The organism is Bacillus sp. m3-13 (genome assembly GCF_000175075.1).
GTDB classification, from domain to species: domain Bacteria; phylum Bacillota; class Bacilli; order Bacillales; family Bacillaceae_I; genus Sutcliffiella_A; species Sutcliffiella_A horikoshii_C.
Genome location: NZ_ACPC01000009.1, coordinates 163,887 through 184,160 on the forward strand (window position 1 = coordinate 163,887; position 20,274 = coordinate 184,160).

Annotated in this window: 18 protein-coding genes, 2 pseudogenes and 1 riboswitch; of the genes and pseudogenes, 12 read left to right on the top strand and 8 right to left on the bottom strand. The window is 39.3% G+C overall.

Going from position 1 to position 20,274, the window contains the following annotated elements; genetic code table 11:
* The first annotated feature begins 109 nt into the window (after nt 1-109).
* The 4 genes and pseudogenes from M313_RS0103015 (at nt 110) to M313_RS0103030 (ending at nt 3,963) form a co-directional block, all read left to right on the top strand.
* Nucleotides 110-1,195, top strand: coding sequence for an SDR family oxidoreductase (locus M313_RS0103015; protein ID WP_010192314.1), 1,086 nt, complete (start codon nt 110-112; stop codon nt 1,193-1,195).
* Between the two features lie 867 nt (nt 1,196-2,062).
* Nucleotides 2,063-2,852: pseudogene (gene sigI, locus M313_RS22515) on the top strand (RNA polymerase sigma factor SigI).
* Nucleotides 2,836-2,916, top strand: coding sequence for an anti-sigma factor domain-containing protein (locus M313_RS26915; RefSeq protein ID WP_442778096.1), 81 nt, complete (start codon nt 2,836-2,838; stop codon nt 2,914-2,916). The pseudogene sigI and the gene M313_RS26915 overlap by 17 nt, the downstream one beginning before the upstream one ends.
* Before the next feature lie 108 nt (nt 2,917-3,024).
* On the top strand, nt 3,025-3,963 hold the full coding sequence (locus tag M313_RS0103030; RefSeq protein ID WP_157182403.1) for an anti-sigma-I factor RsgI family protein: 939 nt from the start codon (nt 3,025-3,027) through the stop codon (nt 3,961-3,963).
* Between the two features lie 82 nt (nt 3,964-4,045).
* Here the strand turns inward: M313_RS0103030 and M313_RS0103035 are convergent, their stop codons facing one another.
* On the bottom strand, nt 4,046-4,228 hold the full coding sequence (locus M313_RS0103035) for an alpha/beta-type small acid-soluble spore protein (RefSeq protein WP_010192324.1): 183 nt from the start codon (nt 4,226-4,228) through the stop codon (nt 4,046-4,048).
* Nucleotides 4,229-4,405: 177 nt separating this feature from the next.
* Here M313_RS0103035 and M313_RS0103040 point away from each other — a divergent pair, with 177 nt between their 5' ends.
* Nucleotides 4,406-5,764 (top strand): TrkH family potassium uptake protein, encoded by a 1,359-nt coding sequence (locus M313_RS0103040; RefSeq protein WP_010192326.1) that lies wholly within the window; start codon nt 4,406-4,408, stop codon nt 5,762-5,764.
* Nucleotides 5,765-5,976: 212 nt separating this feature from the next.
* On the opposite strand, the gene M313_RS0103050 is transcribed toward M313_RS0103040, so the two are convergent.
* Nucleotides 5,977-6,324 (bottom strand): DUF3905 domain-containing protein, encoded by a 348-nt coding sequence (locus M313_RS0103050; RefSeq protein WP_010192330.1) that lies wholly within the window; start codon nt 6,322-6,324, stop codon nt 5,977-5,979.
* Between the two features lie 139 nt (nt 6,325-6,463).
* Between M313_RS0103050 and ykzP the strand changes: the two genes are divergently transcribed.
* Nucleotides 6,464-6,625 carry a protein YkzP gene (gene ykzP, locus M313_RS25535; protein WP_087942030.1) on the top strand — a complete coding sequence of 54 codons (162 nt, stop codon included), beginning with the start codon at nt 6,464-6,466 and terminating at the stop codon, nt 6,623-6,625.
* A 13-nt stretch (nt 6,626-6,638) separates the two neighbouring features.
* Nucleotides 6,639-6,809 (top strand): protein YkzE, encoded by a 171-nt coding sequence (gene ykzE, locus M313_RS25715; protein ID WP_010192338.1) that lies wholly within the window; start codon nt 6,639-6,641, stop codon nt 6,807-6,809.
* A 28-nt stretch (nt 6,810-6,837) separates the two neighbouring features.
* Here the strand turns inward: ykzE and M313_RS0103065 are convergent, their stop codons facing one another.
* Nucleotides 6,838-8,580 carry a B12-binding domain-containing radical SAM protein gene (locus tag M313_RS0103065; protein ID WP_010192339.1) on the bottom strand — a complete coding sequence of 581 codons (1,743 nt, stop codon included), beginning with the start codon at nt 8,578-8,580 and terminating at the stop codon, nt 6,838-6,840.
* A 389-nt stretch (nt 8,581-8,969) separates the two neighbouring features.
* On the opposite strand from M313_RS0103065, the pseudogene M313_RS26920 reads away from it, so the two are divergent.
* From M313_RS26920 to M313_RS0103085, 3 genes and pseudogenes are all read left to right on the top strand, one after another.
* Nucleotides 8,970-11,122 (top strand): annotated as a pseudogene (locus tag M313_RS26920) (PAS domain-containing sensor histidine kinase).
* A gap of 30 nt (nt 11,123-11,152) precedes the next feature.
* Nucleotides 11,153-11,641 carry a methylated-DNA--[protein]-cysteine S-methyltransferase gene (locus M313_RS0103075; RefSeq protein ID WP_010192344.1) on the top strand — a complete coding sequence of 163 codons (489 nt, stop codon included), beginning with the start codon at nt 11,153-11,155 and terminating at the stop codon, nt 11,639-11,641.
* 323 nt (nt 11,642-11,964) lie between these two features.
* Nucleotides 11,965-12,561 (top strand): DUF2087 domain-containing protein, encoded by a 597-nt coding sequence (locus tag M313_RS0103085; protein ID WP_010192346.1) that lies wholly within the window; start codon nt 11,965-11,967, stop codon nt 12,559-12,561.
* A gap of 425 nt (nt 12,562-12,986) precedes the next feature.
* Here M313_RS0103085 and mtnA read toward each other — a convergent pair whose 3' ends face one another.
* Together mtnA and mtnK are read right to left on the bottom strand one after the other, a co-directional pair.
* Nucleotides 12,987-14,036 (bottom strand): S-methyl-5-thioribose-1-phosphate isomerase, encoded by a 1,050-nt coding sequence (gene mtnA, locus M313_RS0103090; RefSeq protein WP_010192347.1) that lies wholly within the window; start codon nt 14,034-14,036, stop codon nt 12,987-12,989.
* A 3-nt stretch (nt 14,037-14,039) separates the two neighbouring features.
* Entirely contained in the window at nt 14,040-15,236 is a 1,197-nt protein-coding gene (gene mtnK, locus M313_RS0103095; protein ID WP_010192348.1) for an S-methyl-5-thioribose kinase, read from the bottom strand.
* 102 nt (nt 15,237-15,338) lie between these two features.
* Nucleotides 15,339-15,498, bottom strand: a riboswitch (SAM riboswitch).
* Between the two features lie 320 nt (nt 15,499-15,818).
* On the opposite strand from mtnK, the gene cspD reads away from it, so the two are divergent.
* Nucleotides 15,819-16,016 carry a cold-shock protein CspD gene (gene cspD / locus M313_RS0103100; protein WP_010192350.1) on the top strand — a complete coding sequence of 66 codons (198 nt, stop codon included), beginning with the start codon at nt 15,819-15,821 and terminating at the stop codon, nt 16,014-16,016.
* A gap of 901 nt (nt 16,017-16,917) precedes the next feature.
* Here the strand turns inward: cspD and M313_RS0103110 are convergent.
* The 3 genes from M313_RS0103110 to M313_RS0103120 all read right to left on the bottom strand — a co-directional run bounded on the left by M313_RS0103110 (nt 16,918) and on the right by M313_RS0103120 (nt 19,631).
* The gene (locus M313_RS0103110) at nt 16,918-17,373 is read right to left on the bottom strand and encodes a DUF2269 family protein (RefSeq protein ID WP_010192355.1); all 456 of its coding nucleotides are present in this window, start codon (nt 17,371-17,373) and stop codon (nt 16,918-16,920) included.
* 76 nt (nt 17,374-17,449) lie between these two features.
* Complete coding sequence (gene argS / locus M313_RS0103115) at nt 17,450-19,135, bottom strand: arginine--tRNA ligase (RefSeq protein ID WP_010192357.1); 1,686 nt, start codon at nt 19,133-19,135, stop codon at nt 17,450-17,452.
* A gap of 310 nt (nt 19,136-19,445) precedes the next feature.
* Nucleotides 19,446-19,631 (bottom strand): aspartyl-phosphate phosphatase Spo0E family protein, encoded by a 186-nt coding sequence (locus M313_RS0103120; RefSeq protein ID WP_010192359.1) that lies wholly within the window; start codon nt 19,629-19,631, stop codon nt 19,446-19,448.
* Between the two features lie 349 nt (nt 19,632-19,980).
* Between M313_RS0103120 and M313_RS0103125 the strand changes: the two genes are divergently transcribed.
* A complete protein-coding gene (locus M313_RS0103125; protein WP_010192361.1) occupies nt 19,981-20,268 on the top strand; it encodes a hypothetical protein in 288 nt (95 codons plus the stop codon).
* Nucleotides 20,269-20,274 lie beyond the last annotated feature (6 nt).

A 20,274-nucleotide genomic window follows, 5' to 3' on the forward strand; every position in this document is an offset into this window, starting at 1 on the left:
CACCTAAGTTATCTTAATATTTTGACAAAAGCACTTTTCAGGTGCTCAGATGTAGTTTATCCTTATTGTAAAGGATAAGTATGATAAATATTGGAAGGGGTGTTTAACTATGAATGGATATTTCTTTACTGGATTTCCAGGGTTCATTTGCCAAGAGCTTGTGCGTGAATTGTTGTTAACAAAAAACGTGAAAAATGTATTTTTATTAGTACTTCCAACTCAAAAAAGTGTTTCCGCGCCCATCATCCAAACTTATCAACAACAATTCCCACAAACATCGTTTCATCTTATTGAAGGGGATATCACTCAACCCAATTTAAACATGAGTAGGGAAGATCAAGACCGTGTACAAAAAAATACGAACTATGTCTATCATCTTGCTGCGATTTATGATTTAGCGGTAAAAAAGGAAATTGCCTATCAAGTAAATGTCAGCGGAACAAAGCAAGTGGTGGAGTGGTTAAAGATGTTGCCGAATCTAAAGAGGTTTATCTATTTCAGTACGGCTTATGTGGCTGGAAAGAGGGAAGGAAAGCTGCTGGAAACGGAATTGATACATCAGGCTTCTTTCAAAAATCATTATGAAGAAACGAAATATTTGGCGGAAATAATAGTGGATAAGGAAAAAGAACTTTTACCAATCACCATTATTCGGCCTGGAATTGTAAAGGGGCATAGTCTTACAGGGGAAACAACCAAATTTGATGGTCCTTATCTAATGTTGAACTTTCTCCATTCTCTTCGTTTTTTGCCCTTAATCCCACATTTGGGTAAAGGTGAGGCAGAATTTAATGTTGTTCCGATCGATTATATTGTAAAAAGCACATGCTATCTGACCCATTCGGATCGAGCGCTAGGAAAGACACTACACTTAACCAATCCTGAGCCTATTCCAATAAGGGAAGCATATACAGTTCTAATGGAAAAATTCCTTAAAAAGGCGCCAACTGGATCTATTCCTCTTTCATTGGCAAAAACATTTCTTCGTGTACCAACAGCTAGAAAGTGGCTGAAAGTAGAACGGGAGGCTCTGGACTATTTTACATGGAAAGGCAGCTTTGATTGCATTGAAGCAAGAAGAATCCTTGATGACGCGGATATAAACTGCCCCACATTTCATACAACAGCCGATATGATGGTAAAGTACTATAACGAGCATAAATACGATCAGATGAAGCACATCCATATATCGTAAACCACCGTAATTGAAAGAGAGTATAAAATGCGGTTGATTTCCGTTCCAGGCGCTTTGCTTGCCTGCGGGCGGTCCGTGAGCCTCCTCACAACGCTACAGGGGTCTCGCCTGTCCCTTCCTCCCGCGGGCGTCTGCGCGCCTTCCACTCCAATCAACAAGGTGGCTTCATTCACAGAGGATTTATAAAAAAGGGATCTAACCGAGTTAACTGAGTAAGTATTAACGTATCGTCTACCTAACTTCCAGCTGTGGATTGGAGCAAAAGGCGGAGACTCCAGCGGGGGAGTAACGGTAGCTTGAGACCCCGCAGGCTTGCCGAGGAGGCTCAAGCACCGTCCCGCGGAAAGCGAAGCCATTTGCGGAAAGGAACAGCGACGTTTAACCAAATTCAAAAAGGACCAAGCGGTTTTGCCTGGTTCTTTTTATATGTAATCATACCGAAACGAAAGAACTAATCGAGAATAAATTGTAGGTATTTCGAAGTATTCTAAAATTATTTTTTGTCTCTCCCCCGAAAAGATTGAAACATTCACGTAACATTTAAGTGACTAGTCGATGATTATTGACCAAGCCAATAAAGGAGGACATGAAATAAAGCTATAAAAACGACAAAATAGACATTTTACACAACTTTTTTTTGAAAGAAAAAAACCTCTGAATTTTCGGGCAATGGAATAATGTTGCTTATATTAACTTATTTTTACAATCAGAACAGTCTTAACAGGTTTTTACATTGACATTTTATAGATAAAAGTACACCTTTATATATAGACAGGTGACTTTTTCTATAGAAAAAGCCTCCTTCTTAATACATGCTTATGCAATCATTTATTTATATAATTTGTTAAAAGATAAGCAGGAGGAGAGGTGAAGCCGGTGCTGAGCCTACTTTTTAAATTTCGGCAAACGACGCACAAAGACTCTTGAAGATGAAGTGCTGGAAATCCAAGCTGGCAATATTCAACTACAAAACAATCTGATTAATAAATATAAACCTTTTATCGCTAAAGCAGTGTCATCCGTGTGTAAAAGGTATATAAGTGAAACGGATGACGAATTCAGTATCGGGTTGATTGCCTTTTAATGAAGCGATTGAAAAATAATTCCAAAGACAAAGGCAGCTCCTTGATTTCCTTTTGCAGATCTGATCATTAAACGCAGGGTTATCGACTATATAAGAAAAGAGAGTAAAAACTCTACCGTTACGATGTCTGAACAGGAAGTCGACCAAGACGATTATTCTTCTAACAAAATAGAAGCAACATTATCTGTGGAAGAATTCAATAAACAGATCGATCAAGAGCACCGAAGAGAAGAGATCAATTACTATCAAACGGTATTAAATGAGTTTGGCCTTTAGCTTTGCAGATCTTTTGGAATGCTCACCTAAGCATTCGGATGCAAGACAGAACGCTATAGAGGTTGCACATACTCTCGTACAAAACCAAAGACCTGAAGAACCATCTGTTCGAAAAGAAAAATGCTGCCAATGAAGCAGTTAGAAGGCTTGGTGGAAGTGAGTAGAAAAACAATAGAACGCAACCGGAAATACATTATTGCCGTTTCCATTATATTATCGGGGGATTATATATATTTGAAAGATTATTTAAAAGGGGCGATTACGAGTGAAAAAAGGGATTGTGCTCGAAGTTCATGATGAACATGTCACCATTCTGACCCCTGAGGGTGAGTTTTTGAAATCGAGAAAACAAAAGGGGTAAGTAGCTTTAGGGGAGGAAATCGTTTTTTTTCCTTTGCATAGGGCAGAGACCGCCAAAAAAGGGAAATGGGCTTCGGCTTTAGGCGGAAAGTGGGCCATAATCAGTGTAATGACTGCAATAATTTTGGCTTTGACTCTGTATCCTAGATATGCAAGTAACCAAGTGTATGCGTATGTCTCCGTTGACGTCAATCCAAGTATTGAACTGGGCATAAACAAAGATATGAAGGTTATCTCCATGGATGCTTACAATAAAGAAGGCGAGGATATCCTCAAGCAATTGAAAAATTGGGAGAATCAGGATATCACAAGCGTGTCGTCAAAAATATTTGATATTTTCCGTCAAAAAGGATTTCTTACTGAAAACAGTGAAGTGCTGATAGCTTCGGTATTAGCTAACGAAACAAATTCTGGATGGAAAACGTTGATGCAGAATAAAATTACGTCTATCTCGGAAAAAGTCCAACAAGATAAGGTCAGTATCACCACTTTGGAAACAACCATAGAAGAGCGTTCGGATGCTTTAAAACAAGGGATTTCCCCTGGGAAATACATTCAGAAAGAACAAGAAACGGAATTGGTTGACAGTGAAGATACTTCCAAGACAGAGCCTGCACCCACTATGCCTTTAAACCAAAAGCCACTTGAAATAAAGCACACCAATGCAAAAGAAGAGAAAAGTGGTCCGCCAAGCTTTGTAGAAATAAAGAAGAGCGAGAAAGAAGCGGAAAAAATTGAGTCTAAGGAATGGCAGGAGCAGCAAAAAATAGATAAAAAAGAACGCCAAGAGGATTGGAAGCAAGAAAAGAAAGAATGGAAAATAGAGCGAAAAGAAAACCGAGAAGATAAGAAACAGCAGAGAGAAGAAAGCCGGGCGGATTGGAAACAAGACAACAGGGGAAAAAAGGGGAAAGACAACGGAAATAATAGATCGGACAAAGAAAAGAAGGGCCCTCCTTCTCATGCCAAGCCAAATGGTAAACATGAACATGGTGATTCTAACAAAGGGAAAAAGAATCATGATGATAAAAGAGGAAACAACAGATAACTTTTATTGACAGAATAATATACATCCAGAGCCTACATAAGAGGAACCCAGAGTATTTTACTCTGGGTTCTATCCATTCCTATTAATTCATCTGTGATTGTGCTTGTGCTACTAGGCGTTTAGTGATTTCTCCACCAACAGAACCATTGGAGCGTGCAGCAGTGTCAGAACCAAGGGACACACCAAATTCTTGTGCAATTTCGTATTTGATTTGGTCAAGAGCCTGCTCAATTCCAGGTACGAGTAATTTATTGCTACGTGCCATTCTTATCACTCCTTTTTGTGTTCAGCTTTTCATTTGGAAGCTGTAAAGTTAGTATGAGATATTCTTTCTAATCAATACTGGAAAGTATTAGACAAATACTGTAATATAAGTGGGGATTAATATTGTTCGTTCTCCAATAAGAAGTAAAACATTTTATTTGTAAGTGAAAGGGTATTTATGATTAAATTCAAAAGTTTTCTTAGCAAGAAAGTACATAGTTTGTCCCCTGCACAGCTCATTGTCAGCTTTTATTTTATTGCTGTAGTAATTGCCGTAAGTCTCCTTAGTCTGCCTGTAGCAAGGTATGAGGGTGTGGACTGGAGCTTTATCAATGCACTTTTTACGGCGGTCAGCGCCGTAAGTGTTACCGGTTTGACTGTCCTAAATACAGCCGAAACATTCACAGTGCCCGGCGTATTTATATTGGCGTTTGTCCTGCAATTTGGTGGAGTAGGAGTAATGGCGGTAGGAACCTTTATCTGGCTTATCTTAGGGCGTAAAATTGGCCTTAAAGAGAGAAGATTGATGATGATTGATCAGAATCAATCCAACCTCTCAGGTATTGTAAAGCTTATTAAGCAAATTCTTGTTCTAATTCTCACTATTGAATTGTTGGGTGCATTGATTTTAGGTGCATATTTTCTGTCCTATTATGATACGTGGCAGGAAGCATTCTTTCATGGATTCTTTGCCTCCGTCAGTGCGACTACCAATGGCGGATTCGATATAACCGGTCAATCACTCATCCCTTTTGCTAATGATTATTTCGTACAATTCATCGTAATGCTCTTGATTACAGCTGGTGCGATCGGCTTTCCAGTCTTAGTAGAAGTGAAAGAATTTATTTTGCATAAAAATGGAAGATTTCGTTTTTCTTTATTTACCAAAATTACAAGTATCACGTTTGTATGTTTGATCACGTTAGGTGCACTAGCTATTATAATATTGGAGTCTAACGCTTACTTTAAGGATATGAGTTGGCACGAATCTTTGTTTTATGCGTTATTCCAGTCTGTTACGACAAGAAGTGGCGGGCTTGCTACAATGGATGTAAGTGAATTTGGCATTTCTACTCTTCTGGTAATGTGTGGTCTCATGTTCATCGGTGCCTCCCCAAGTTCTGTTGGTGGTGGTATCAGAACGACGACATTCGCCTTGAATATTTTGTTCTTATTCCATTTTGCACGGGGGCATAAAAACATTAAAATATTTGGAAGAGAAATACATGAAGAAGATATTATTAAATCGCTGGTTGTACTTCTTCTTGCTATACTCATTTGCTCCTCTGCAGTGATTGTACTGAGCGTCACAGAAGAATTTGCTTTGATACAAATCTTGTTTGAAGTATGTTCTGCTTTTGGAACTACAGGGCTTTCTATGGGAATTACACCTGATTTATCTTCAATAGGGAAGCTTATCATTATCTGCTTGATGTTCATCGGACGAGTGGGACTGTTGACATTTCTGTTTATCCTTGAAAGTAAACAAAAGCCACCGAAGTACCACTATCCAGTGGAACGAGTCATTATTGGATAACCTGGAAAAAGAGACCTGAATGGGTCTCTTTTTTTGAAAGAAGGGAGGGTATCGAATACAGTTGATTTCCGTTCCAGGCGCTTCGCTTGCCTGCGGGCGGTCCGTGAGCTTCCTCAGGCTTCGCCTCTTCCGGGGTCTCACCTGCCCCTTCATCCCGCGGGCGTCTGCGCGCCTTCCACTCCAATCAACTAGGTGGCCTCGTTTTTTTATAACTAGTCTCTGTCATAACTAACATCTTTATCTGGGTGGGTAAACGGGAAGCCTTGGGGTTTTTTGGATTTTTCGACGAGCTCGCGATTTTCAGCAGAGTTCCATCCAATATCATTGGTTGGATGTACCCATTGGTCACCAGCCATGATGGCAGGGTCAATGTCATCGCTCCAGTTATTTAAAGGCGAATCTTCTGAATTATATTTGCTGTCCCCAATGACTACTCCATGTTCATTTATAAATGGCGGTTCCATTTTCATATTAGAGCCTTTGAAGGATGGGGAGTTGATTTGATGCGGCATTGTTTCTTCCATATATGGGACTTCCACGGACTTATCTTTTTCTGACATTCCTATCACCTCCGGGGTATATTTAGGTTTAGCATTTCATTAAAATAAATAACTATGTACGAAGTAAAGTTACCGGGTAGTTTTGAATGAGATACGAATGCGGAAAATAACAAAGGGGCAATCTAAGTACACGGGGGTGATGGCATTGGCAAAGAGAAAAGTTGCTCATGATGCAGCAAAAAACAATAATAAAACTCCAAAGGAAAGCTTACCTGATACGGAATTCTCTGCTGAATATCAAAAAGAAGATATGATACGTGGAGCAAACCGTAATTCTAAACATGGCAGACAAGGTAAATAAGGAGGCATTTTAGATGGATGCAAAAAAGAAAAAGCAAAAGCAGGCACATAGTTCCGAGCATGCCATTTCTCAAGACAGTTTAAACGAGGAATTTGGTCCTGAATTTGGGGATCCAAATGCAGCGAAAGCCTTTGAAAATGCTATAGAATCTAATAAAAATAAGAATAATAAGAAAAACTGCTAGCTGAACTCAGCTAGCAGTTTTTTTCGCTTTAGAATTTATAGGGTAAATTTCTGCTTTTGTTTAAGTTTTGGTTGAAATAGACTAATACATAGCTTTCCTCTTCCATGATTTCACCATTATTAAGGTAATGTGCGAGATCGAATTGAAGGCTTTCAATGATCGTATGTTTATATAGTTCTTTTTCGTTTAAGTTATGCGCAGAAAATTGGTCACCCAATACCGCAGGGTTTTCAATTACTTGCTTGTAAATATAGGTTCTATCTTCTTTTTCAATACGATCCTGCCACCAAGGTTTACGAGGCTTAAATTTCTGATGACGCAGGTAATCGTATTTCATCATGCTTTCCATTACAGACATTGCTTGCGGTTTTTCTTCATGTAAAAAGGAATACAGGCGCTTGTAAAGGTCTTCAAGTTGATGCCCGATTCTTGCCCAACCTTGTTTATCCCAATATGCGCCGAAATCTTGGAAGAAGTCGAAAGGTGTTTCAAACACATGGGTAACCAGGTGCTCAACCGTGGCGTCCATTCGATGATCGTTCCAGAACTTTTCAAGAACGTCTTCCACTTGCTTGATTCGGATGATGTCATCAAAGCTTAAAATATTATTTCCGAGAATTTCATATGGAGCATGATCCATATAAATGTAAGCATGATCGTTCGAGCGAATCCTTAATCCTGTCCCGCGTAACATTTTCAAGAAGCCAAGTTGCAGCTCTTCAGGACGAAGGGCAAATACATCATTAAAGGTTTTCTTGAATGAGTGATAATCTTCTTCCGGCAATCCGGCAATCAAATCTAAATGTTGATCAATCTTTCCGCCTTCTTTTACCATTGTGACAGTGCGCGATAATTTGGCGAAGTTCTGTTTACGCATCACAAGTTCATTTGTGGAGTCGTTGGTCGACTGCACGCCGATTTCAAAACGGAACAGTCCTGCAGGAGCTTCCTGGTTCAAAAATTCGATAACTTCAGGCCTCATGATGTCCGCGGTAATTTCAAATTGGAAAACGGTGCCCGGAAGATGCTCATCAATTAAGAAGCGGAACATTTCCACAGCATAGCTTCGACTGATATTAAAGGTGCGGTCCACGAATTTAATGGTCTTAGCTCCATTGTTCATCAGGAAGCGAATATCTTCTTTTACTTTTTCACGATCAAAATAACGAACTCCTACTTCAATGGATGATAGGCAGAACTGACAGCTGAAAGGACAGCCCCTGCTTGTCTCGAAGTATGTCACCCTTTTGCCAAGTTGAGTGAGGTCTTCGTCAAATCGATATGGTGAAGGAAGTTCCTTTAAATCCACTTTGTTTCGTTGAGGGGAGATTTTTTTGTTCTCTCCATCCCTGTATGCAAGTCCGCTGATGGACTCGAAGTTTTGTTTACCTTGTAGCTCTTGAAGCAATTGCTTGAAAGTGATTTCTCCTTCGCCGAGTACGATGAAATCAACGTCCGTTAAACGGTCAAGCCATTCACTCACATCATAGGTCACCTCAGGACCACCAAGGACGAGGATAAGTTCCGGGTTGATTTTCTTCAACATGCTCATGACCTTGATCGTTTCTTCTATGTTCCAAATATAGCAACTGAATCCTATAACATCCGGTTTCTTTTGGATGAGGTCAGATACTATATTCATGACAGGGTCTTTAATCGTATATTCTACTAAGTCGATTTTAAATTCCGGCTCTGCATAAGCTTTCAAATAGCGAATAGCAAGATTGGTATGAATATATTTCGCGTTTAATGTTGTAGCAATTATTTTCATTATAAATCCATCAAACTCCTAGTGAAAAATTCTATAACTAATATAGTTTATCACAATTAAATATAGTGAGTAACGATTTCATGCCTTTTTTCTAGGGCTAGTAAATCTTTCCTCTTTACCATTATCAACAGGAAATCTGGAATTATTACAAAATGATTTCTGAAATGACTTTTTTATTGTTTTAAATGTAGAACAAAGGAATTCAGGTGGGGGATGTAGAAGATTACAGAGTGGTTGATAAAAAATTTATTACTGGTTACTTGGCCGTTGTCGATAAACAATAATCTTTGAGAAAAGAATCTAAATATATGATAAGTGGGGGAAGGTCATGATCCAACACATGGTGAAGGAAGAAACCAGGAAGTTGGAGGCAGAAATAGAAACGCTAACTGCCAAGCTTCAAAAGCTGGAAAAAAGAAAACAGGTTTCTGCAACTTACATTTGAACATGCCAATGATGCCATAATCTTATTCAATGAAAATGTCGAATTTTTTCAAGTGAACCAGAAGGCGTGTGAACTTTTCGAATTACCAAAAGAGGAATTGTTACAACGCAAGTTACATGATTTCCTAGAGTTAATGCCTAAAGAGGAAGTAGAGTATCAGGAAGCACAGTTAAATGAATTAGGAGAGCTGAAAAATGAATTAATTGTCCGTTTAGATAACGGGTCAATTAAATTCGTGGAATATTCTGCTGTCCGCAACCCGGATGAAAGTGGATTAGATATATGCATCATTCGTGACATTACCACTAAAAAACAATTAGAAAGAGAATCTAGCAAAAGCAAACAAATGTATCATGATGTTATAAATAGAGCAGTGGATGGAATTGTGGTGTTTGACAGAGATGGCTTGTTTATCGATGTAAACCCTGCGTTCTGTTCCAATTTCGCCATGCCCAAAATAGACCTATTACAATCAAAGCTAGATGATTTTGTGGAAGACGGATTTCAATATAAGATGACAAAAATATGGCATCTTTTAGATAACCATGGTCGGGTTAGGGGAGAATTGCCGGTAGTTCTCCATACAGGTGAGCGTAAGACCTTTGAGGTCACCATTACTGCGAATATTTATGATGATTACTATTTAGCAATAATGAGAGATGTAAACGGAAAAAAGGAATATGGAGCTGCAGCTGAAAAAAAGCGAAGAGCGATTCAGGGAAATGTTTCAACACGCATTAGACGCGATTGTATTGGTAGATAATAACGGCCAAAATAAAACGGGCAAATCCTGCGGCAAGTAGAGCTTTCGAATTACCTCTTGATGATTTGGTACGCGCGAAGCTTCATGAATTTGTTCCTAAAAATGATAAAAAGGTCTTTTCCATTGTAAAACAGTTTGGGGCAAGAGGTGAAATAAGAGAAGAACTTGAGTTTCATATGCCAAACGGACAGAAGAAGCTATTAGAGTTCACCGCGAATAAAGGAATAATCGATGGTTTTAACATGATAATATTTAGAAACGTCAGTGAACGAAGAAAAATGGAGAAAGACTTGAGGGAAAGCGAACAGAAATTTAGAAAGATTTTCAATAATGCCATGGATGGCATACTTTTATGGGATAACAAATGTAATATTATAGATGCAAACCCCAATGCCAGCAAAATTTTGGGTCTATCAAAAGAAGAATTAATGAACAATTCCCTTCATTGGTATATTCAACATGATCAGTTGAAAGTAATTCAGTCACAGTGGGAAGAGTGTCCTGAAAGCGAAGAGTTAAGTGGAGAGGTTTGCTTGGAAGGGGAACGTGGGGCTAAAATCATTGAATACTCTGCCAAGAAAAACGTCATTGAAGGATTGCATATGACAATTTTCCGTAATATAACGGAAAAAAGGGAAATGGAAAATCAACTTAGGAAGTCAGATACCCTGACCGTCGTTGGAGAGTTGGCCGCGGGAATTGCCCATGAAATAAGGAACCCGATGACAGCGTTAAAAGGATTTATACAACTCTTACAAAATAGCATGGGAGAAGACCAATATGCCATGTATTTTGATGTCATCACCTCTGAACTAAAGAGAATTGAATCCATTATTACCGAATTCCTCGTATTGGCAAAGCCACAGGCTATTTCATATCAGAGAAAAAATGCGACAGTCATCATGAAGGAAACATTGGATCTGTTAAGTGCCCAAGCATCGTTAGAGAACGTTCAATTTATTACATCCATTGAAGAAGGGTTACCGGACATTTATTGTGAACCAAATCAACTAAAACAAGTATTTATTAATATACTGAAAAATGCCATTGAAGTTATGCCTAAGGGAGGAACTGTATCAGTTGCCCTTGAAAAAATAGAAGGAGAGCAGGTACTGATTTCCATTAGGGATGAAGGAACTGGAATTCCAGAAGATAAGCTGAAAAAGCTTGGAGAACCTTTCTATACGACAAAGGAACGTGGAACAGGGCTTGGGCTTATGGTAAGCTATAAAATTGTAGAAGAACACAATGGGACCATAGAAGTCAGCAGTAAGCTTGGCAAAGGTACTACCTTCCATATAAAATTGCCGATCGGGTCACCTACCGTCCGTTAAATTCGGACAGAAGAAAGAGGGTATCTAGATATGTATCAATACAGCAGCACCCCAACTCCAATAGGTACTATATATGTTATTTGTCATGAAGATTATTTAGTTAAAATTGAATTTGATAATGAATTCCTTCAAAAGGATCAGGAAGGTAATTTATACAATTACACACCTAACGATCCATTATGTGAATCGGCTATATCCCAACTTCAAGAATATTTTGCAGGTAAGCGCTCTGAATTTGAATTACCAATTCAAATGGAAGGAACAACTTTTCAAAAGGAAGTTTGGAAGGCATTGAGCAACATCCAATATGGAGAAGTGAAATGTTACCAAGACATTGCCAAAGAAATTAACCGACCGTTGGCAGTCAGGGCGATCGGACAAGCGAACCGAAGAAATCCGCTGCCTATTGTGATACCTTGCCATCGGGTCATTGGGAAGAATAAAGAACTAGTAGGTTATGCTGGAGATAAAATTGGGATGAAAGAAGAATTGTTAAAATTAGAAGGCATTTTAGTATAGAGCAGAAAAGAATAGAATGTTGAAGCTTTGTGCGATAGTGTTTATGCTGTCGTACTTTTTTTTGCTCAAAAAGTTGTAAGCATGTATCACTTTTTCATTTTCTTCATATAATTTACTAAAACTAAAAAAGTTGCTCAAGGGCAAAACTGGAGATGCCCAAAATGGGGAAAAATAATAAAATCATCTTTTATACAGAAGTATTAACCAAACTAAACGTTATCAGTGCGGAAGAAAAAGGATCCATCTTAAAGAAAGATAAGAAAAAAGGTTGATTTCACCATCTAATTAGATTACTATCTAATTAGATGATTATCTAATCTAAGGTGAAGGAGTGGATTATCCTGCAACTGGATAAACTCGTCAACTATTATAAAGTCATGGGCGATACAACCAGAATCAAATTGCTGGTCTTGTTATCAACCGAAGAACCGCTAAGTGGACAAGAATTAGCAGAAAGATTAGGGGTAAAACCACCGACGATTTCCCATCATATTGCTAAGCTAAAAGAAATAAGTGCCGTGTATGAAAGAAGGGAAAAAAACACTGTCTTCTATTACTTAAATCAAAAGGCATTAAGACAACATAGTGAAGGTCTTTTTATCGTGTTAGAAAGAAGCGGAAAAGGGGAGAGGACGATGGAAGAGCAAAAAGAGAGAGAACAAATCTTGCAAAATTTCCTTGCTAAAGATGGAAAATTAAAAACCATTCCTGCGCAAAGGAAGAAAAAATTGATTATCTTTGAACATATCCTCAAAGACTTGGAGATGGGGAAGAAATACAGTGAAAAGGAAATCAATGAACATATTAAACAATTCCATGAAGACTATGCGACGATACGCAGGGAATTCATTATTAACCATTACATGTACAGAGAAGCAGGAATATACGAACTAAACCCAACAGAAATGTGGGCGAAATAAGAACAAGGGGTCATTTAAAACTATTAAACTTTAGTTGGTTAATCGCCGCTGTTACTTTCCGCAAATGGCTGCGCTTTCCGCGGGGCGACCTTGAGCCTCCTCGGCAAGCCTGCGGGGTCTCAACAATGTAGCTACTCCCCCGTAGGAGTCTACGCCATTTGCTTCAATCCACAGCTAAATTATTTGGTGAAATAAGGCCACCTTGTTGATTTCTGTGGAAGGGGCGAAGACTCCTCGAAAATGCTAACGCATTTTCTTCGTGCGATGAATTGCTGTCGAAGTCTTCCTTGTCCTATGGGAGGAAGGGACAGGGAAGACCCCGCAGGGCATTAGCCAAGGAGGCTTCCGGACCGCCCATGGAAAGCGAAGCGCCTGGAACAGAAATCAACAGTAAGTGTAATTTTAATGAAATTAAATATTATCTATTAAACTTTAAAAAGTGCAGGGATAGCTTTTGTGTAGTCGCCTCTGATAATGCCTTTTTCGGTAATGATGGCGGTAATCAGTTCATTTGGCGTTACGTCAAATGCCGGGTTGAACACGGAAATTCCATCAGGTGCTATTTGTTTCCCTCCGAGGTGGGTAACTTCTTCTGGGCTTCTTTCCTCAATCTCGATTTCCTCCCCAGTTTGCTTCGATAAATCGAAAGTGGATAAAGGGGCAGCTACATAAAACGGAATGTCAAAAGCTTTAGCTAAGATGGCAAGTCCATAGGTGCCAATTTTATTTGCAGTGTCCCCGTTTGCGGTGATTCTGTCAGCTCCGACGATGACAGCCGAAATCTCCTTGGTCTTAATGGTGTGGGCTGCCATGTTATCCGTAATTAACGTTACATCTACACCGGATTGCTGGAGCTCCCAGGCAGTTAGTCGGGAGCCTTGCAGAACGGGTCTTGTTTCACAGGCAAAAACACTTAAAGGGAAATTCTTTTCTTTTGCCAAATGAAATGGAGCTAATGCTGTGCCATAACGAGCCGTTGCAATAGAACCTGCATTACAGATGGTCAGCAGTTTATCATTTTTTTGGAACAAGGAAAGTGCATGCTCTCCGATAAGTCTGCATGTTGCTTCATCCTCTAGCTGGATTTGAATCGCTTCATGGACCAGATTTGTTTTTGCTTCGTTTATGGAAGAAGCTTGCAAAGACACTTGGATAAGACGGTCGATTGCCCAAAAAAGGTTGACGGCTGTAGGGCGAGAAGTTGCCAAGTAGTCCCGGTCCTTTCTCAACAGACTTTGAAACTCAGCTAAACTAGCAGTATTATAGGAATTAGCAGCGAGTACAAGCCCGTATGCTGAAGTGATGCCAATTGCAGGCGCACCTCTTACTTTAAGGGTGACAATGGCATCAAAGACATCATGAATGGTATGCAAATCGATGAATACCGTTTCTTGAGGCAATTTCTGTTGATCTAATAATTGAATATAAGAATCTTTCCATTCTACAGAGAGCGGTAGATTAGTAGTAATTGACATAAATTATTCATTCCCTTTTATTTCATTCTTAAGAAGTGATTCTACATCATGAATGTTACGGATGTTTGCTGCATTTTTAATGAGTGTTTGCCCTAATAACAAAGCTTGTTGTTTTACGGAAATTTTTCGCTTATAAGGTTGGATCGTATCAAGGTCAGCTACATGCGCTAAACCAATGGTTCGGCGAATGACCTCACATCCGGCAAAGCCAATTGCATCTGTAAAGACTTTTTTCAGGAAAAAATCTAAATATCCTGGTGTTTGAGTGAAGTGTTCTACGCTTTCCGTCTTCCATAAATCAGAGAAAGTAAAAGTGAATCCTTCCCAGACTTGATACAAGTGGGAAATGATGCTAGCCCTTTGACTGTCGTCTCGTGTGATTGCTTGTAAGAGGATATTGGCAAAGAACTGTCCAACATCAAAGCCAATTGGTCCGAAAAATGCAAATTCAGGGTCTATTACTTTCGTATCTATTTCACTAGCAAAGATGCTTCCGGTGTGTAGGTCTCCATGAAGAAGTGCTTCTCCGTTTGTCAAAAATGTGTATTTCAACTTTGCTACTTCAAGCTTTAATTCTGCATCATTCCAAATTTCCTCAACCGAACCAAGCAGCTCAGGCTCGTAAACATTCGTTTCACTTTCATAAAAAGGATCTGTAAATACTAGATCTTCTGTTATCTTACAAAGCTCTGGATTTGTAAAAGCCTGTTGGAGTTTTTTCTTGTCCTGTTGATTCAATCCAAAATCAGAAGTGTAAAAAAGTGTTTTCGCTAAATATTCCCCAATATGCTTAGAAAGAAGCGGAAAGTTCTTGCCCTCTAGAAAACCATTTCGGACGATTTCCAAATGGGAGAGGTCTTCCATGATCGTAATCGCTAATGCCTCGTTTGTATAATAAACTTTCGGAATAAGATTAGGTACCAAAGTGGCTGCGTTTTTCAAATAATTTCCTTCTATTGTTGCCCTGTGCAAGGTCAACGGCCAGCTTTCACCGACAACCTTTGCATAAGGCAATGCCTGTTTAATAATAATACCTGTGTTATTTTCGTCCCTAATGTGAAAGACAAGGTTTAAATTTCCATCACCGATTTCACGGCAATGCAAGAGTGCACCTTCTTTGAAGAATTCAAGATCTTGCGCTAGTGTAATTGCGGTCGATTCTGTTAACGGCTCATATTCTGTAGTTGCTGTAATTGTCATATTTATTACCCCCGTGTCAAAATATTTATGATAAGCGGGGCGATTATTCAAAAATAAAAGCCCCTTTCCATAAGAAAGAGGCTTGAAGAGTAGACTTCTCCCCTCTTATCTGCCAGAAATAACTTCTGCTGGAATTAGCACCGTGCCTTATGAACAAATTTGTTCGGCGTCCACAAAAGTGTCACGCCCTGTCTCACAACAGTATTACGGTCGGTTGCTGGGTTTCATCGGGCCAAATCCCTCCACCTGCTCTTGATAAGAGATCACAATCATTAAATTGTGAATGTATGAAATTGTGTGAAAATTATTGCTTGATGAAAATAATAACAAGACGCTGGGAAAATTGTCAATAAGTTTTTTGAAAAATCTTTGTTGCGGTCAATATCAGATTATTAAAATAATTAAATGTAATTGTATGAATTGTTTGGTTAAAACCTTGAAAAATTACTAGGCACCTGTTATTATTAAACTATTATTTTTGTTCGGGAAATATGGAAAGTCAGAAACATGGTTTCGTCTTGAAATGTTTGAAAGAGCAAGAATAGTAATATTTACGTGGGTTAACCACAAGGAGGAACAAACATGTTACAAGGTAAAGTAAAATGGTTCAATGCAGAAAAAGGTTTCGGATTCATCGAAGTTGAAGGTCAAGACGACGTATTCGTACACTTCTCCGCAATCCAAGGCGAAGGTTTCAAAACTTTAGAAGAAGGTCAAGAAGTTTCTTTCGAAATCGTTGAAGGTGCTCGTGGACCTCAAGCTGCTAACGTTACAAAATAATGCTAGCCAAATAGAAAAGGACTCCATTGCGGAGTCCTTTTTGTTTTAGGAGAATATACAATACAGTCGATTTCCGTTCCAGGCGCTTCGCTTGCCTGCGGGCGGCCCGTGAGCCTACTCGGCTGCGCCTGTGGGGTCTCACCTGTCGCTTGCCTGCGGGCGGCCCGTGAGCCTACTCGGCTGCGCCTGTGGGGTCTCACCTGTCCCTTCCTCCCGCGGGCGTCTGCGCGCCTTCTACTACAATCAACAAGGTGACCTCATTCATCAAAGGGGTTATGAAACAGCACATAACCGAGTTAACTGAATCAAGCATTAACGTTACATTTACGCAATTTCCAGCTGTGGATTGGAGCAAATGGCGTAGACTCCAGCGGGGGAGTAAAGGTAGATTGAGACCCCTGAAGCGTTGTTAGGAGGCTCAAGCACCGTCCCGCGGAAAGCGAAGTCATTTGCGGAAAGGAACAGCGGCTAGTTGAAAAATGCTGTATTATCATAATATTGTCTCTTTTTTACAAAAAAATGGTTCGGACATTTTTCTTATTTCTTCGGTCAAATAAACGATTTGGAATTGGGGAGGGTTTGGACATAATATTTGAGGGTTGGTCAACTTTTAGGGGGTGTTTGGACAATTGAATTTTAGGTTCGGTCAATTTCAGCAAAACTTCGGTCAACTATTGAAATTCTTCGGTCAACTTTTCGAAATCTTCGGTCAAAACCTAAAAATCTTCGGACATTTGGAACTGAACAGGCATCACCGACCATTATTCAACTATAAATGCCACCCAAAACCTGTATCAGTACCAACCTGCAGTTCAATTCGCTTAATCAATATAGGCCAACACCTCCACCTAATAAAGCCAAATAACGATATCTTTCAGCTGCAAAGGAGATGACCTATAGATCAAGATGGTTTGATGATCATCAAGATAAAAATGAGAAACCCTAGAATGCAGACTAACCAGTAGAGATTACTAATCTTGTGGAGAGTGGCGTCCTGCTGGGCCGGAAGTTGAGTAGAGGCTCTGTTTTCAGGGTGCAGCAGCCAACGCTGAAGTTCACTAAGGGCAGGAGAGATAAATCCGATCACAATGACTTGAATGGAAAGATAAATAACAAGGGAACCAAAAAGCCAAACTTGGAGAATAGAACCATAGTTGCCAAAGAGAACTAGCAGTATGCCAGTGATTACGGCAAGTGTTCCACCAATTTTAGGGAAGTAGTCAAGTTTGTGTTGTAATAGGATATTGTGTCGAAGATCTGAAATGGTCTGATGCTTTCTTAGAAGTATATTTCCGAAAAATGTGGGACCAATTCCGATGACGGCAACCAAGACATGAATCAGTACAAGCCATTTCATAGGCATCCCCCCAATGCTTTTGATACTTCAATATATGAGGGGAATGCCGGATTCATGTTCTTAATACCGATATCTGTTACATTTCTTGAGGAGCCTGAATTCCGAGTAAACGGAGGGACTCTTTAATGACGATTGCAGTAGCGGACACAAGCGCAAGTCTGGCACCTTTTTCTGCGTCTTCTTCAAGGAATTTTACATTGCCATACCAACTGTTAAAAGCTTGGCACACATCCACAATATGCTTTGCAACCAACGAGGGATCGTAGGCCATGTTTGAATTTGCAATTACTTCTGGATATTCTTGCAGAAGTTTTGTCAGTTCCCATGAATAGTTATCACCTAATCCTTTGTCAATGACCTCACCAGTCCACTTGCCTTTTTTCAAGATGGAGTTAGCACGAGCATAAGTGTATTGAACATAAGGTCCAGTTTCTCCTTCAAACTTCAACATATCTTCGAGGGAAAATTCAACAGAATTCACACGGTAGTTTTTTAAGTCATGAAAAATGACGGCACCGACACCAACCTGACGGGCCACTTCCTCTTTATCAGGAAGATCAGGGTTTTTGGATTCAATATTTCTTTCGGCAAGTTGAATTGCTTCTTTCAAGACTTCTTCTAATAACACGACCTTACCTTTTCGAGTGGACATTTTCTTGCCGTCCTTTAATAAAAGACCAAATGGGATATGGTGCATTTCTGCTGCCCAATCAAAATTGGCTTTTTTTAACACTTCTTTCACTTGCTGAAAATGAATGGATTGCTCCTGTCCCACGACATATAGAGCCTTTGAAAATTGATACACCTTCTTTCTATATAGTGCTGCAGCGAGATCACGAGTTGCATAAAGGGTAGCACCATCCGATTTTTTTATAAGGCATGGTGGAAGCGAAGGGTCATCAAGTTCCACTACTTGCGCACCATCTGACTCTTTTAACAAGTCTTGTTCTTCTAACATTTGAACCACTTGGTCCATTTTATCGTTATAAAACGCTTCTCCTTGATAAGAATCAAATGTGACCCCAAGAAGTGCGTAAATTTTATTAAATTCTTTTAAGGATTCTTCCCTGAACCATTTCCATAAAGATACTGCTTCCTCATTTCCTTCTTCCAGCTGCTTAAACCATCTACGCCCTTCATCATTTAAATCTGTATTTACTGCTGCTTCTTCGTGAAATTTGACATAAAGCTTTAACAGTTCAGGTATCGGATTCCGGCGGATTTTTTCTTCTTTTCCCCATTTTAGATAAGCAGCAATCAGCTTCCCGAATTGTGTGCCCCAGTCTCCTAAGTAGTTAATCCGTACGGTTTCAAATCCGGACTTTTCCAGGATGTTAGCGATGGCATTCCCGATCACTGTCGAGCGTAGATGCCCCATGGAAAAAGGTTTAGCGATATTGGGCGAGGACAAATCTAAGACGATGGTTTCTTTGTTTTTGAGATGAATCGTGCCATAGTTTTCTTTTTCTTTCAGAATTATGTAAACAACCTTTTGTTGGATCATGTCCTTTCTGAAAAAAATATTAACATAAGGACCTACTGCCTCTGTTTTTTCAATCATGGCGTTTCTTAGTTGTGTTGCAATGTCTGCAGCTAGGAGGGGCGGGGCGGTTCTTTTCATTTTCGCTAATTCGAAACACGGGAAGGACAGGTCACCGTGTTGGGCATGTTTCGGTTTTTCTAAAAGTTGTGTAATTTTATCTAGTTGTAGTTCAGGGATCACACTATGCAGTGTTTCTGCTGCAAGAGCTGTCAGTTTCATTTAGATCATCTCCTAGTAAAATAAATATAAAAAGCCCGCCTCTTCAAGTTGTTGAAGAGACGAGCTTGTTGTCATGTGCCCGCGGTACCACTCTAATTGCTTTTCACATATTTATCAGAAAAGCCGCTTATCATCGTTAAAGGGGATGTGCCCATTTCATTTCAAAAGTGCGCTTCATTCTATAGACTTGCATCAGGCTTTCACCGACCCTGATTCGCTTTATTTGCCATCTATAGACTACTCTCTTTTTCATCAATGAATAATTTATAAAAGTTTGATGTAATTATACACAATTTTTAAAATGATGTAACTATTTTTTATCTAGTTTTGGTTGATTATGTTGGTGTTCTTCATGGTGTGGAGGAATAAAGACATTTAACATTTCATCAAGCTCTTGACTTAGCCTAACGGTTTCTACAGATGTCAGTCCAGTTTTAAACGCTGTTTGCATCATTTGGCTTCGTTTTTTCTCAACGGCAAGTTCTACGAGTCTCATCCTTATCACTCCTTCTTCACAATTTCTTATATTATAGTCGAAAAATCTTTGTAAGAAAATAGGTTATGTGTAAAAAGTAGGTATTATCCTGAAAAACTTCGGAAATCGAAAAGTTGTATTTTCTTTACTACTTTTATTTCACGGTTTTAGTTTTTTTTCCCACAGATATTTGGCTTTATAAGAGAGGATTAGGTCGAACTTTTTGTGAGTGTGACTTGTTTTGTCGAAGAGAAGGAATTTCGCAATTATCACAGAATAATATAGTCAAAGGTTGGATTAGGAGTTAACGCATGCTTTATCGCTTTCTCACATAATTATTAACAAAATGATTCTATAGGAGGAGTGCGTCATGAATACGAAAGTGGAAGCAGTGGAAAAGATGAATGTCTATGCAAATGAATTGGTGAAAATGATTGTCAAAGACGGAAAATCCCTCCAAGACGAAAAGCTTCGTATTGCTTTTGAAAATGTTGTGCGGGCGATGGTAGATATGACAAATATCCAATTAGACAAAGAAAAAGATGCAAGTGATACGCTGAAAACCACGTTAAGCCGCATGAAAATTGCTCACAATTGCATGCAGCCAAACTCCCCTGTTTCTACTAAAAATAAAAACACACCATTTACAATCAAATAATTCTAG